The sequence below is a fragment of the Rhodococcus sp. 06-1460-1B genome, assembly GCF_002258475.1.
Lineage (GTDB): Bacteria > Actinomycetota > Actinomycetes > Mycobacteriales > Mycobacteriaceae > Rhodococcoides > Rhodococcoides fascians.
Map to the genome: position 1 here is coordinate 42,677 of NZ_NOYS01000018.1, position 14,236 is coordinate 56,912.

The following is a 14,236-nucleotide window of genomic DNA, read 5'->3' on the forward strand; positions in this document are numbered from 1 at the left end:
CGACGGTCAGGCTTTGTCGGGACGAAGGTAGGCGTCGACGGCGTCCGCCATCTGGCGTACCACCTCGCCACCCGGAACCCGTTCGGACACCATCTCGGCGGACTGGACGGCGGACTGGACCATGAGCAGGACGAGCGTCGCCAGGGTATTCGGATCCCCGTCGCGGACCGACGAATCACGTTGTCCCGCTTCGACAAGACGCGCCACCGCATCGATGATCAACGATTGGCTGGTACCGAGGCGGTGCAGAATGTAGGTCGCGAGCACGTCCGAGTCCGACCGCAGAATCTTGACGAACAGCGGATGCTGCCTTATCCGATCTCCCGCCTGAACCACAGCAACGACGATCTGCTCGCGTCCGGACGCGGTGGCGTCGAAGTCGGGAATCAGGGCAGCGATCTCACGGGTGAGCAGGCTCGACACCACTGCTCGGGTATCGGCCCACCGCCGGTACACCGTGGGCCTGCTGACTTTGGCGCGTCGTGCGATCTCGGCAAGGGTCGTACGCTTGACTCCTCGTTCGAGGATGCACGATCGTGCGGCGTCGAGAACGGTGTCCTCCACCGACTTCTCGGGTGCTGCCTCCGGGGAGGACTCGAGCGAGGCGGGAGTCGACACCTGCTGCTCGATCACAGATCACCCTTCGCACAACGGTCGGAAGTAAAGTACTTCACTCGGAAACATTTCGTGTCGTTACTATACCTCACAGTAACAGCGACACCATGTTGCACAGTGACCGTCGGCCCGTCCGTCCGTATTCTTCGGTGCCATTGTCGGGTGCCGATCACGCCGCCGACCTGCGCAGGAAACCTCGACCCTGGCAAGCTGATCGAGTGACCGACGAATTCGAGCTTGCATGACGCGATCGGTGACCGTCCTGACCAATCCCACGGCCGGCGGTGGTCGAGCAGTCCACGCGTCACGGCGAGCCGTGACGCGTCTGCGCGAGCGTGAACTCGACGTCTCGACCGTCGAGGGCCGAACGGCGGGTGATGCGCTGGAGTTGTTGAAGCGAGCCGTCGGGTGCGGGACGGATGCCGTCGTTGCCGTGGGCGGCGACGGGGTCGTCAATCTCGCGCTCCAGGTGATCGCGGGAACCGACACTCCGCTCGGACTGATTCCTGCGGGCACAGGCAACGATTTGGCCCGGACGCTCGGGGTCCCCCTCGACGATGCCACCCGCGCCGCGGATCTCGTGGTCGACGGAGTCGTGAGGTCGATAGATCTCGGTAGGGTCGGGACGCGCTGGTTCGGTACGGTCCTGTCGAGTGGCTTCGATTCACTGGTCACCGAGCGCGCCGGCCGCATGCAGTGGCTTGCCGGCCCGCTGCGGTACAACGCGGCCATGCTATTGCAGTTGGCTGCTCTCCGAACACTTTCGTACACAATAGAATTGGATGACGCCGAGCTGCATCTGGATGCCGTTCTCGTCGCCGTCGGAAATGGCAGCAGCTACGGCGGCGGCATGGCCATCTGCCCGACCGCACGAGTGGACGACGGGCTGTTCGCCATCACTGTCGTCCGGGATGTGAGTCGAACGCGACTGCTTGCGCTGTCGCCGACGTTGTATCGGGGTGCCCACGTCGACCTTCCGGAGGTCGAGGTCTACAGCGCCCGGAACGTGACCGTGCGCTGCGACGACATGGTGGCGTACGCAGACGGCGAACGCATCGCAGAATTACCCGTCACGATCGAATGCGTGCCGCGTGCGTTGCGAGTGTTCGTCGGAGCGGATTCCCCACTGCGCACGTAACGCGGTCGGCAGTCAGTATTTCAGCGACGAACGGTCGTGACCGGAGGAGATGGCCTTGTACAGCCACACCAGCCCGAAGACGATGGCCCCGGCCACGACCAACCAGAACAAGCCCTTGATGATGCTGCCCAGCAAGGCAAGTGCGATCCAGACGAGAACGATGAATCCGAGAATCTTCCAGAACATGAACGGCTCCTACCGTGTGACGCGCACCGGGTCGTATCGCGTTATGTCGATACTGGCAGCCGATCACGGCGAACACATCGGGGTGAACCCTGATCTTCTCACCGGTGTCGTGACCGGATCTCGTCGAGTTCGGTGAGCGCGTCGGCCCACCCTTGCAGTCGATCGGTGGCAGACAACAATTCTCGGCGATGAGATTCCACCACGTTCTTCGACGTGGACCCGGCCGGTCCGGTCATCCGGGCTGCAGCGGCGACGAGATCCTCGTACTGGTCCACTCCGGCAGCGAGATCGCTTGCTGCAGCCTCGATTCCGGGCCGTAGATGCGTGCGTGTCGATGCGCTTGCCGCTCCCGCACGTTCGAGGGCCGCAATATCGACGGCAACACCTTCCAAGCCCCTCACCGCATCCGAGGCAACGCCGATCATCTCTTCGACGTCCTCGGGGGCGATGGTGCCCGATCGCGCCAGAATTCCGAGCAGCTCGAACAGACTCTGCTCTGCGCCCGCCAATCGTGACATCGGCTCGAAGGCGGCAGATCCACGCTGCGGTAACGAACGCCTGCCGGGCAGTCCCACCGGAACCGGTTGACCTCGCAGTCGCCGCAAACGACCGAAGGCGTACACAGCAGGAACGGCCAAGAGCGCGGCAGAACCACCACCGACGAACAGAGTCCATTCCGGAGCCGACAAGGCTGCGATCCCCGCAGTACTCACGGCAGTGGTCGTCGACGCGGCCCCGAACCTGATACTTCGCCGGCGAGCCCGTCGAATCTTCTTCAGGTGCTTGGCACGTGGATCCTTACGACGGCCGGCGGCATCGAGCAGTGAGGTTCCTGCGGCCCGCGCTGTCTCGGCCAGAGACCGGACCACCGCTCCGGATTCGGCAACGGCGGCTGTCACCGTCTCCCTGTCCAGCGAAACGGCCGGCCGCTTACGCGACCGGCCGGGTTCGTGATTCTTGTTGCTCATGCGTCGGAACTACTGTCTACTCGAACGAACTTCGCGTTCGGTCGATCACGCCTGTGCCGGCGGCTCGGGCGTTGCGTCCGGGGCCTTGGCGATCGACGGCTTGGCGGCGGAATTACCCGTGGGCAGGGAGTCACCGGCCATGGAGGCACGGATCTGCTCGAGCCGGCTGTGACCAGCCATCTGCACAGATGCCTGCTGAACCTCGAGCATGCGTCCGGACACGGAGTTCTGAGCGAGCTCGGCGGAACCGAGCGCGTCTGCGTAACGACGCTCGATCTTGTCGCGCACCGCATCGAGACTCGGGGTGTTTCCCGGTGCCGACAACGTGCTGTCCATCGAGCGCAGCGATTCGCTGACCTTCTCCTGCATCTTCGCCTGCTCGAGCTGGCTGAGCAGTTTGGTGCGCTCGGCGACCTTCGACTGCAGGGCCATCGCGTTCTGCTCGACGGCTTTCTTGGCCTGCGTGGCAGCCTGCAGAGACTGATCGTGCAGAACCTTGAGGTCCTCGACGCTCTGCTCGGCGGTCACGAGCTGAGCCGCGAACGCCTCGGCCGCGTTGGTGTACTGCGTGGCCTTCTCGACGTCACCTGCGGTGGCGGCCTGATCGGCCAGCGTCACGGCCTGACGAGCGTTGGCGTTGAGCTTCTCGACCTCGTCCAGCTGCCTGCTGAGCTTCATCTCGAGCTGACGCTGATTGCCGATGACGGACGCCGCCTGCTGCGACAGCGCCTGGTGCTGCCGCTGCGCGTCTTCGATCGCCTGCTGAATCTGAACCTTGGGGTCGGCCTTCTCGTCGATCTTGGAATTGAAGAGCGCCATCATGTATTTCCAGGCCTTGACGAAAGGATTAGCCATGGGGTGGTCCTGCCTCCATCTGTTGCGCCGCGGTGGCCGCGTACGGGTCGGCTGCTGTCGCAGTGACCGAAATGAACCTGTCAGTGCAGTGATGTTCGGGTGATTCGGTGGGGCCGGCAGCCGACTTCGGCTACTCGTTCGATCTTAGGCGGCGGCGAGAGCTCTGGCAGCAGGTGCCGGAATCACGACTCGTGTATCTCCGTCGATGCGGGTGGCCACAGCCGATTCCTCGGCACGCACAGCAGCGGTGGATGCATCCGACAGCGTGATACTCACGTCGCTCATCACGTCGGAGAGGGGAACGGCAAGAGCATCGCAGATCGCTGCGAGCAGTTCGCTCGACGCTTCCTTGCGACCACGCTCCACCTCGGAGAGGTAGCCGAGGCTCACGCGCGCGGTGTTCGAGACTTCACGCAGGGTGCGGCTCTGTGCGACGCGAGTACGCCGCAAACTGTCGCCGAGTGCTTCACGCAATAGCAGCGCCATCTCGCTCCTCCTCGTTGGTGCTGTTGCCGACGACTGTGCCGTCGAGACGACCACGTTCGTATCGTTCGTTCGGAGCCGTCGTAGGGTCAACGTCCCAGCCGGCCCGATTGGTTCCCGACCCTATATGCCCGTCGCTTCCGACACGCGCCGAAGGGGCTCCGACACGGTTGTCAGAACTGTAACTTCCCGCATCGCCTCGTGGACGCCCGTCGAATGCACTCACACCGAGGACACACCCCGGCGCAACCGAATCGCCTGAACCACGTAGTCCAGGCCGGTGTACACGGTCAGCAGAACCGCCAGAGCCATCAGCGCCACCGCCACTGGATCGACTGCGCTGGGCAGCGGACACAGATACACGCCGATCGCGAATGTCTGGACCAGTGTCTTGACCTTGCCGCCACGACCGGCCGGAATGACTCCGTGACGAATGACGGCGAAACGGACCGCGGTGATGCCTATTTCGCGTACCCCGATGATCGCCGTCACCCACCAGGACAGATCGCCCAACATCGACAGCCCGACGAGGGCAGCGCCGATCAGCGCCTTGTCGGCGATGGGGTCGGCCATCTTCCCGAAATCGGTGACGAGTCCGTACTTGCGGGCGAGTTGGCCGTCGATCCGGTCGGTGATGGCCGCTGCGGCGAAGATCGCCGTCGCCGCCAACCGCCACGAGGTGTCGTGACCGTCTCCGACGAACAGTGCCGCAAGAAAGACCGGAACCAGAGCGATGCGCAGCACGGTCAACACATTGGCGATGTTGAGCAGCGGGACGGCGTCCGATCCGCCCGGAGCAGCGTTGCCGTGCGGCAGCCCCGCACTGCGCGAGGCACCGCTGGACGGAACACCGTGGCCCGGCGCTGTCGGGCCGGTCACGAAGCCGCTTCTCGGCCGCGGACCGGGCATTCGTTGCTGTGTCGGCGTTCGGGCAGCACCGACCCGTCGAGACGGGGACACTGCTCGCTGAACGACACACGGAAAGTTTATCGGTTGCATCGGTGACTACTGTTCACCACATGACTTCTGGGCCGAATCGGGCGAGTCGCGACACTGCCGATCCCGAATCCGACGAGTATTCCGACACCGTGGACGGCACGTCCATCGGCGACGCCACCCTGGTCGTGCGTCGAGCCCGAACCTCCGACATTCCCGAGATCAAGCGGCTGATCGACATCTACGCGGGCCGAATCCTGCTCGAGAAGAACCTGGTGACGCTGTACGAGGCAGTGCAGGAGTTCTGGATTGCCGAGCGCGCAGGCGACGTCATCGGATGCGGAGCTCTGCACGTGCTCTGGGCAGACCTGGGTGAGGTACGCACGGTGGCAGTCGACCCCGCAGCCAAAGGGCACGGAGCCGGCCACCTGATCGTCGCCAAACTCATCGAGGTGGCACGCGAGCTGGCGCTGCAGAAGGTGTTCGTGCTGACCTTCGAAGTAGATTTCTTCGCCCGGCACGGCTTCTCCGAAATCGAGGGAACGCCCGTCACTGCCGAGGTGTACGCGGAGATGTGCCGGTCCTACGACACCGGCGTCGCAGAGTTTCTCGACCTGAGCTACGTCAAGCCGAACACATTGGGCAACACGCGCATGCTGCTTTCGCTCTGACAGAATTCTCCGGACACCCCTCGAATCCGGAAGTGAGCTCCATGCCCCTGATCGCCGTCACCTACACCTACTCCCCCACGACAACCGAGGGCCGCGACACCCATCGCGCCGCACACCGGGCGTGGCTGGCCGACTTGTTGGAGAAGAAGACGCTCGTCTCCAGTGGCCCGTTCGCCGACGACAGCGGCGCTCTGCTGCTCGTGGATGGCCCGGACGCCGCATCCGTGGAATCACTGTTCGCCCAGGATCCCTTCGCGGTCGAGAACCTCATCGAGTCGGCAGACTTCCACGAATGGACACCGGTGATGGGCGCGTTCACGGCCTGAGTCTGCTCGCCCACCCGTTCTGCGTGAATGGACCATTGCACCGCCCAGACGGCTGTGCAATGGTCCATTCACGCAGGTGCAGGGCCCGTCAGAACTCCTCGGACGCCGGCTGCTCGTCCGGGTCCCCGCCCTTGATCGACCACAGCAGTCCGTCGAGTTCGTCGGGCTTGACGAGAACTTCACGGGCTTTCGAGCCCTCGCTCGGACCCACGACGCCGCGGTTCTCCATGAGGTCCATCAGTCGTCCTGCCTTGGCGAATCCGACCCGTAGCTTGCGTTGCAGCATCGACGTGGAACCGAACTGGCTGGTGACGACGAGTTCGACGGCCTGCAGCAGCACGTCGAGGTCGTCACCGATGTCGGGGTCGACGTCCTTCTTGTCCGAGACCTTCGCGGCGGTGACGGTGTCGTTGTACTCGGGCTCGGCCTGATTCTTGGCGAAGTCGACGACGGCCGAGATTTCCTCGTCCGTGATGAACGCACCCTGCAGACGCGTCGGCTTGCCCGCACCCATCGGCAGGAACAGCGCGTCGCCCATGCCGATCAGCTTTTCAGCTCCGGGCTGATCGAGGATGACTCGCGAGTCGGTCAACGACGACGTGGCGAACGCCAGACGTGAGGGCACGTTCGTCTTGATCAGACCGGTGACGACGTCGACGGACGGACGCTGCGTGGCGAGCACCAGGTGGATACCTGCGGCGCGCGCCTTCTGGGTGATGCGCACGATCGCTTCCTCGACGTCGCGAGGAGCGGTCATCATCAGGTCGGCAAGCTCGTCGACGATGGCAAGGATGTAGGGGTACGGCCGGTAGACGCGTTCGCTGCCCAACGGTGCGGTGATCTCGCCGGACCGCACCTTCTTGTTGAAGTCGTCGATGTGCCGGACCTTGTTGATCTGCATGTCCTGGTAGCGCTGCTCCATCTCCTCGACCAGCCAGGCCAGGGCCGCGGCAGCTTTCTTCGGCTGCGTGATGATCGGCGTGATGAGGTGCGGGATGCCCTCGTACGGCGTCAACTCGACCATCTTCGGGTCGATCAGAATCATCCGGACCTCGTCGGGTGTCGCCCGTGCCAGCAGCGACACGAGCATCGAGTTCACGAAGCTCGATTTACCCGAACCGGTGGATCCCGCCACCAGCAGGTGCGGCATCTTCGCCAGGTTGGCGCTGACGAAATCGCCTTCGATGTCCTTGCCGAGGCCGATCACCAGAGGGTGGTGATCCTTGCGGGTCGACGGGGCGGTCAGCACATCGGCGAGGCGGACCATCTCGCGATCCGAGTTCGGCACCTCGATACCGACGGCGGACTTGCCGGGGATCGGGGCGAGCAATCGCACGTTGTCGGTCGCGACCGCGTAGGCGATGTTGCGTGCCAGCGCAGTAATCTTCTCGACCTTGACGCCCGGTCCGAGCTCCACCTCGTAGCGGGTGACCGTCGGTCCGCGGGTGAATCCGGTGACCGCAGCGTCGATCTTGAACTGCTCGAGTACCTCGGAGATGGCCTCGATCATCGCGTCGTTCGCCTGGCTGCGCGTCTTGGGCGGATCACCGTCGATGAGCAGCGACAACGACGGCAGCGTGTAGTCGCCGTCGACGACGCGATCGACGACGATCTTGTCGTCGTCGGCAGCCGGCTTGGGTTCGGCGGCCTTGACGATCGGCTTGGGCTTCGGCCGCGGGGGCGCGGCAGGCTCGGGCACCGGGACCGGTGCGGCCGCGGCAGGCGTCATGACCTCGGTGGGGGCCTCCGGTGCCGGTGCAGGGGTCTTGCGAGCGCGTGATGGCTTGACGACCGGGATGTACTCCTCGGTCGGGTAGTTGTCGTACGGGTCGGTGGTGCCGTGCACCGGGTATCCGTCGGCGTCGAAGTTCGAGTCGTAGTCGCCGTAGCCCTCGTCGCCGAATTCCGAACCGAAATCGGCCGGGTCGTACTCGTCGTATTCGTCGCCTCGACTGTCGGTACCGAACAGTGCCCGCATCCGGTCCGGTACGTCTCGTACCGTGGTGCCGGTGAGCAGCAGCACGCCGAACAGGCCGGCGAGCAGCAGCAACGGTACGGCGAGCCACACCGTCAGGCCGTCGGCGATGGGTCCTCCCGCAACGTAGCCGACGAAGCCCGCTCCTTCGGACCGGCCGGTGGCGTCGGTCGGTGACCCCGCCGCCATGTGCCACAGCCCGAGAACGGGCAAGCCCAGCAGTATCGAGCCCAGGACCAGGCGTGGTCTGACCTCGGGGCGAGGCTCGGAACGCATCAGCACGACGGCGATCGCCACCCCCAGCACGGGTGCGACGTAGCCGGCGTCGCCGATGACGGCACGGATCCCTACCTCGATCCACTCACCGACCGGGCCGCCGGCACTGAACCACACGCTTGCGGCGACGACGACGCTGACGGCGATGAGCCCGAGGGCGATTCCGTCACGTCGGTGACCGTGCTCGATGTCCGCGGCCTTACTGACGGTGCGTGTGGTGGCACCGACACCTCGTGCCGCCATCGACCACGTGGACGCGATTCCGCGACCGATCGCGTCGAGCGCACCGCGGGACTTCTTCTTCGTGGGGGGCCGCCGCGACGCAGCACCTCTCGCGGGTGCCTTACCGCGAGACGATGCGCTTGCCCGCGTGGTCGCCGGGTTGCGCGGTGCGGTGGGCTTCTTCGGTGTCGTGACGGTTCGAGCCGTGCGGCCGGTACCGGACTTACGAGAGGTACCGGACGCGCGCGAGGAGCCGGATCCGCTGGATCCGGCCCTGGCGGTGGAGGTGCTGGTCTTTCCTGCCATGCCCCCAGGCTAGTCGCAACAGCCCCGTCGAAACCATCCGCAACACCAGTAACAACGACGGATGTGCGTCAGAAACTCAGGTCGAGCGCCTTCACGGCGGCGACATCGTTCGCAGAACCTTCGTACACGACCTCTACCTGGTCCCGACCGAACGCATAGAGAAGGAGTTCGGAGGGCTCCCCCACCACCGTCACACCAGGGCCCGAGCCACCCTTGAAGGTGGCCTGTCGGCCGTCCGGGGTACGGACGTGCACCGGAACCGGTGCCGAGCGGTGCCCTGCTCGTCCGATCAACCGCACCTGGGGCCACAGTCGGGACTCGACCGCGCTGGGCAGAACCCGTCGGGTCCACTTCCCTTCCGCGCGGCGCAGATCCTCGTGATGCACGAACATCTCACCGAGGTTGATCAGCGGATCCAGCAGGGCGAACGGCGACCACATCGGCGGCCCGGTCCGAACGTCCTCGACCACCGACGCGAACGGTCGATTCGCAACGGAACGCTGGACCCGCTCCGTGTATCCGGACAACGGACCGAGAAAGATACCCGGCGACGCATCGAGCCGCCGTTCGCGAACGACGAGGTGCGCGGCCAGATCGGCAGCAGTCCACTCACCGCACAGTGTCGGCGCATCGGGACCGACGTCGAGAAGGGTTCTAACAAGCTGGGAACGTTCATCCTGGGCAAGGCTCACGTACTTCAGGCTACGGCTACACCGAAGGAGCGGCATCCTGCCGGGAGACCGACTCCTTCGTCTGGGTAACCTCCCAACAGTGCCGGTATCGGAAATTCTCGTCATCCTGCTCGCCGGTCTCGGGGCCGGTGCAATCAACGCCGTCGTCGGTTCGGGCACGTTGATCACGTTCCCCACCCTGGTCGCGTTCGGCTATCCCCCGGTGGTCGCCACGATGTCCAACGCCATCGGACTGGTGGCGGGAAGCGTCTCGGGTACCTGGGGGTATCGCCGGGAACTTCGCGGACAATGGCACCGACTGCGTTGGCAGCTTCCCGCCTCTTTCTTCGGCGCACTCGGTGGCGCGTGGCTGCTGTTGCATCTGCCCGAAAAAGTATTCGCCTCTGTCGTTCCGGTGTTGCTCATCGGTGCGTTGATTCTCGTTGTCGCACAACCGAAGATCCAGGCCTGGGCCAAACGTCGGTCCGAGGCGGCCGGCAAGGCGGCCGGCCACATCGGCCGCGGCCGCATGGCACTGGTCACCGTCGGCACTCTGCTGGTCGGAATCTACGGCGGCTACTTCACTGCAGCACAAGGAATCCTGCTCATCGGAGTGATGGGCGCACTGCTCCCCGAATCCATGCAGCGCATGAACGCTGCCAAGAACTTGCTCTCGCTGGTGGTGAATGTCGTTGCAGCAGTTGCTTTCACGATTTTTCGATTCGACGACATCAGCTGGCAGGCCGCCGGTCTGATCGCGGCCGGCTCCCTCATCGGCGGAGCGGTGGGAGCACGCTACGGCCGCCGGCTGTCGCCGGCGGCCCTGCGCGGTGCCATCGTCGTCCTCGGCCTCATCGGCCTGTGGCGACTGCTCGTCTGAACTCTAGGACTGCGGTTGCGGCTTGACCGCGATGATCGTCGGAACGATCATCGGTTTACGCCGATACTTGTCCGCTACCCATCGGCCCACGACGCGGCGGACGGCCTGAGCGATCCGGTGGGTATCGGACACTCCGTCCGAGGCCAGCCGCTGCAGCTCGGCCTCCACGAGCTGGCCGGCCTCTTTCAGGGCCGCCGGGTCGTCGGAGAAGCCGCGACCGGACACCTCGGGTGCGGTCACTGCACGGCCGGTGGCCGAATCGACGGCAACGCTGATCGCGATGAAGCCGCCCTCGCCGAGCACCAGACGATCCGACAGCGTCGAATCTCCGACATCGCCGACCGACAAGCCGTCGACGTAGACGTGACCGACCGGGACCTGCCCGACGATCTCGGCGAGCCCGTCGACCATGTCGACAACGACGCCGTCCTCGGCGAGCACGATCCGGTCCTCGGATACACCGGTCGCCTTTGCCAAAGCGGCATTGGCCCGCAGGTGACGCCACTCGCCGTGTACCGGCATGGCGTTGGTCGGCCGCACTGCGTTGTAGAGGTACAGCAATTCGCCTGCCGATGCGTGACCCGAGACGTGCACCTTCGCGTTCTGCTGCGTCACGACGGTCGCGCCACGCTTGGCGAGGCCGTTGACCACCGCGAACACGGAGTTCTCGTTGCCCGGGATCAGCGACGACGCCAGCACCACGAGATCGTTGGCCTTGACGTTGATCTGACGGTGCTCGCCGCGAGCCATCCTGGACAGCGCCGACAACGGCTCGCCCTGCGAACCGGTGGAGATGAGCACCAACCGGTCGTCGGGAAGCGTTGCGGCGGTATCGACATTGACCTCGAGGCCGTCGGGCACCCGCAGGTAGCCGAGATCCTGGGCGATCTGCATGTTGCGCACCATGGAACGACCGACGAATGCCACTCGGCGGTTGTACCGCTCGGCCACGTCGATGACCTGCTGGATGCGGTGCACGTGACTGGCGAACGACGCGACGATGACGCGCTGCTTCGCCTTGCCGATGACGGTGTCGAGCACTCCGCCGATCTCCCGTTCCGGCGTGACGAATCCGGGCACCTCGGCATTGGTGGAGTCGACCAGGAAGAGGTCCACGCCCTCGTCACCGAGCCGTGAGAAACCGGCCAGGTCGGTCAGACGACCGTCGAGCGGCAGCTGATCGAGCTTGATGTCTCCGGTGTGTAGCACCAGACCGGCGTCGGTTCTGATGGCGATCGCAAGGGCGTCGGGAATGGAGTGGTTGACGGCGAAGTACTCGCAGTCGAACGGTCCGTGCTGTGTGTGTTGACCCTCGATCACCTCGACGAGATTCGGCCGCAGCCGGTGTTCACGGCACTTGGCCGCGACCAGCGCGAGGGTGAACTTCGATCCGACGACGGGCAGGTCGGGACGCAGTCGAAGCAAGAACGGGACTGCGCCGATGTGGTCCTCGTGACCGTGCGTCAGCACCACCGCCTCGACATCGGCCATGCGGTTCTCGATGTGCCTGAAGTCGGGCAGAATCAGGTCGACGCCCGGCTGCTGGTCCTCGGGGAACAGGACGCCACAGTCGATGATCAGCATCTTGCCTTGATGCTCGAAGACGGTCATGTTGCGACCGATTTCGCCGATTCCGCCGAGCGCGACCACTCGTAGGCCCTTGAACGGCGCCTTCGGCGGTGTGCCGAGACGCTCGGTCGGGTCGAACTCACGACGCTTGTCGGGACGCTGCGTCCGAGCGGAATTCTGCACCATCGGCTTGCCCTGGCGGGCACCCGAAGGTTGGCCCTGCTTGGGAGCGGGACGCTCGGACGGCGGTCCGGCGTTTCGGGTTGCGCGTCCGCGCGATCTGTTAGGTCGTGTCATACAAGAACTCCTGCCGCCCGCAGCTCGGCTGCGAGCAATTCGATGTGATCGATGCTCGGTGGCACCTGGGGAAGTCGTGGTTCGCCGACATCGAGTCCGATGAGGCGCAGGCCTGCCTTCGATGCGCTGACGCCGCCGAGGCGTGCCACCGAACGGATGACCGGGATGAGGCTGACGTTGATCGCTTGGGCGCGGGCGATGTCGCCCATCATGAATGCTGTGTGCAGTTCGCGCAGACGGGCCGGGACGAGGTGCCCGATGACACTGACGAACCCGGTGGCACCCACGGAGAGCCAGGGCAGGTTCAGCGGGTCGTCTCCCGAGTAGAACTGCAGACCGGTCGACGCGATCAGCTCGGCACCGGCGTTGAGATCGCCCTTCGCATCCTTGACGGCAAGAATGCGGGGGTGCTCGGCGAGCCGACGCAGCGTTTCGGTCTCGATGGGGACGACCGATCGAGGCGGAATGTCGTAGAGCATCACTGGCAGATCGGTGGCGTTGGCGACCGCAGTGAAGTGGGCGTAGAGGCCCGCCTGCGGTGGCCTGGAGTAGTACGGGGTGACCACGAGCAGGCCGTGCGCACCGGCGCGAGCGGCATCACGGGCCAGTTCGACGCTGTGTGCGGTGTCGTTGCTTCCGGCCCCGGCGATGATTCGAGCCCGATGTCCGACGGCCGCGATCACGGCGCGCAACAGCTCGAGCTTCTCGTTCTCGGTGGTGGTGGGCGACTCACCCGTCGTCCCGGCCAGCACCAGCCCGTCGTTTCCCTGTTCGACGAGATGATGCGCGAGCCGAACGCCTGCGTCGATATCCAACTTCCCGTCGGCCGTGAACGGGGTCACCATTGCGGTGAGCACCGTACCGAACACAGGCGCAACGGAAGGAGCGGCGTCACCGTAGGTCATGGCAGCAGATTACCCGGTGCTTTACCCACTCCTACGCAGCGGGACTCCCCGCTGACACCGGTGGTCCGCGCCGGTCCGTTCGAGCCTCGAACGCGATTCCTAGACCTCGGTGACGAAGGGGCTGCGTGCGACTTCCGTTCCGTCCGGCTGGGTCGTGATCTCGAAGTCGCCGAACACGTCGGGTGCCACGTCCACGAGCTTACGCAGACATTCGACGGCGACGCGGCGGATTTCGACGTCCGCGTGCTCCGAGGCCCGCATCGACACGAAATGCCGCCAGGCGCGATAGTTACCACTCACCACCACGCGTGTCTCGGTCGCGTTCGGCAGAACCGATCTCGCGGCCTGCCGCGCCTGCTTGCCCCGCAAGGCAGCATTGGTGACCGACTCCAGTTTGCCGTCGAGGGCAGCGAGCAACTCGCTGTACGCGGCCCGACTCGCCTCCGTCGCCGATGCGAACAGGGCCTCGAGCTCGGGATCGCCCTCCACGGCCGGCGGAAGCACCACGTTGGCATCGTGTTCGGGCACGAAGCGCTGCGACAACTGCGAGTACGAGAAATGTCGATGCCGAATCAACTCGTGTGTGCACGACCGGGAGATACCGGTGATGTAGAAGCTCACGCTCGCGTGCTCGAGCACCGACAGGTGTCCGACGTCGAGCAGATGACGCAGATACGACGCATTGGTCGCAGTGCGAGGGTTCGGTTTCGACCAACTCTGGTAACACGCTCTGCCTGCGAATTCCACCAACGCCTGCCCACCGTCCGCGTCGGTCTCCCACGGGATGTCGGCGGGTGGAACGAACTCGGTTCGGGCCACCAACTGCACGTTCAGCGCGACTGTTCGAGGCGCAGCTCGACCTCTGATTTCTGACGACACCGCCCAACCCTAAACGGCGACGACCGCACCCTGCCGCGCACGACGCCACCGCTGGTGCCTTCGTGACGTCGACCTGAC

General features: G+C 65.0%; 15 protein-coding genes. 4 read left to right on the forward strand and 11 right to left on the reverse strand.

Going from position 1 to position 14,236, the window contains the following annotated elements; translation table 11 throughout:
* Positions 1-6: 6 nt before the first annotated feature.
* The gene (locus tag CH268_RS06225; protein WP_094663184.1) at positions 7-618 is read right to left on the reverse strand and encodes a TetR/AcrR family transcriptional regulator; all 612 of its coding nucleotides are present in this window, start codon (positions 616-618) and stop codon (positions 7-9) included.
* 238 nt (positions 619-856) lie between these two features.
* Between CH268_RS06225 and CH268_RS06230 the strand changes: the two genes are divergently transcribed.
* The gene (locus CH268_RS06230) at positions 857-1,753 is read left to right on the forward strand and encodes a diacylglycerol kinase (protein ID WP_094662958.1); all 897 of its coding nucleotides are present in this window, start codon (positions 857-859) and stop codon (positions 1,751-1,753) included.
* Positions 1,754-1,765: 12 nt separating this feature from the next.
* Here CH268_RS06230 and CH268_RS27790 read toward each other — a convergent pair whose 3' ends face one another.
* From CH268_RS27790 to pgsA, 5 genes are all read right to left on the reverse strand, one after another.
* Positions 1,766-1,939 (reverse strand): hypothetical protein, encoded by a 174-nt coding sequence (locus CH268_RS27790; protein WP_027496829.1) that lies wholly within the window; start codon positions 1,937-1,939, stop codon positions 1,766-1,768.
* A gap of 98 nt (positions 1,940-2,037) precedes the next feature.
* The gene (pspM, locus tag CH268_RS06235) at positions 2,038-2,907 is read right to left on the reverse strand and encodes a phage shock envelope stress response protein PspM (RefSeq protein ID WP_230592957.1); all 870 of its coding nucleotides are present in this window, start codon (positions 2,905-2,907) and stop codon (positions 2,038-2,040) included.
* 45 nt (positions 2,908-2,952) lie between these two features.
* Positions 2,953-3,762, reverse strand: a complete 810-nt coding sequence (locus CH268_RS06240) for a PspA/IM30 family protein (RefSeq protein ID WP_027496827.1) — start codon at positions 3,760-3,762, stop codon at positions 2,953-2,955.
* A 144-nt stretch (positions 3,763-3,906) separates the two neighbouring features.
* Positions 3,907-4,248, reverse strand: coding sequence for a helix-turn-helix domain-containing protein (locus CH268_RS06245; protein WP_027496826.1), 342 nt, complete (start codon positions 4,246-4,248; stop codon positions 3,907-3,909).
* Positions 4,249-4,467: 219 nt separating this feature from the next.
* The gene (pgsA, locus tag CH268_RS06250) at positions 4,468-5,154 is read right to left on the reverse strand and encodes a CDP-diacylglycerol--glycerol-3-phosphate 3-phosphatidyltransferase (RefSeq protein ID WP_441346967.1); all 687 of its coding nucleotides are present in this window, start codon (positions 5,152-5,154) and stop codon (positions 4,468-4,470) included.
* Positions 5,155-5,264: 110 nt separating this feature from the next.
* On the opposite strand from pgsA, the gene CH268_RS06255 reads away from it, so the two are divergent.
* Positions 5,265-5,852, forward strand: a complete 588-nt coding sequence (locus tag CH268_RS06255; protein WP_237606192.1) for an amino-acid N-acetyltransferase — start codon at positions 5,265-5,267, stop codon at positions 5,850-5,852.
* Positions 5,853-5,893: 41 nt separating this feature from the next.
* Positions 5,894-6,178, forward strand: a complete 285-nt coding sequence (locus CH268_RS06260) for a YciI family protein (protein WP_027496823.1) — start codon at positions 5,894-5,896, stop codon at positions 6,176-6,178.
* A gap of 88 nt (positions 6,179-6,266) precedes the next feature.
* Here CH268_RS06260 and CH268_RS06265 read toward each other — a convergent pair whose 3' ends face one another.
* Together CH268_RS06265 and CH268_RS06275 are read right to left on the reverse strand one after the other, a co-directional pair.
* Positions 6,267-8,957: a DNA translocase FtsK gene (locus CH268_RS06265; RefSeq protein ID WP_176457860.1), complete on the reverse strand. Its 2,691-nt coding sequence runs from the start codon at positions 8,955-8,957 to the stop codon at positions 6,267-6,269.
* Between the two features lie 68 nt (positions 8,958-9,025).
* Positions 9,026-9,649, reverse strand: a complete 624-nt coding sequence (locus CH268_RS06275; RefSeq protein WP_094662960.1) for a TIGR03085 family metal-binding protein — start codon at positions 9,647-9,649, stop codon at positions 9,026-9,028.
* A gap of 79 nt (positions 9,650-9,728) precedes the next feature.
* On the opposite strand from CH268_RS06275, the gene CH268_RS06280 reads away from it, so the two are divergent.
* Positions 9,729-10,508 (forward strand): sulfite exporter TauE/SafE family protein, encoded by a 780-nt coding sequence (locus tag CH268_RS06280; RefSeq protein ID WP_094652950.1) that lies wholly within the window; start codon positions 9,729-9,731, stop codon positions 10,506-10,508.
* A 3-nt stretch (positions 10,509-10,511) separates the two neighbouring features.
* On the opposite strand, the gene CH268_RS06285 is transcribed toward CH268_RS06280, so the two are convergent.
* The 3 genes from CH268_RS06285 to thyX all read right to left on the reverse strand — a co-directional run bounded on the left by CH268_RS06285 (position 10,512) and on the right by thyX (position 14,158).
* Positions 10,512-12,263, reverse strand: coding sequence for a ribonuclease J (locus tag CH268_RS06285; protein ID WP_032366466.1), 1,752 nt, complete (start codon positions 12,261-12,263; stop codon positions 10,512-10,514).
* A gap of 107 nt (positions 12,264-12,370) precedes the next feature.
* Positions 12,371-13,279, reverse strand: coding sequence for a 4-hydroxy-tetrahydrodipicolinate synthase (gene dapA, locus CH268_RS06290; protein ID WP_027496818.1), 909 nt, complete (start codon positions 13,277-13,279; stop codon positions 12,371-12,373).
* Between the two features lie 99 nt (positions 13,280-13,378).
* On the reverse strand, positions 13,379-14,158 hold the full coding sequence (thyX, locus tag CH268_RS06295; RefSeq protein ID WP_228139203.1) for an FAD-dependent thymidylate synthase: 780 nt from the start codon (positions 14,156-14,158) through the stop codon (positions 13,379-13,381).
* Positions 14,159-14,236: the final 78 nt, after the last annotated feature.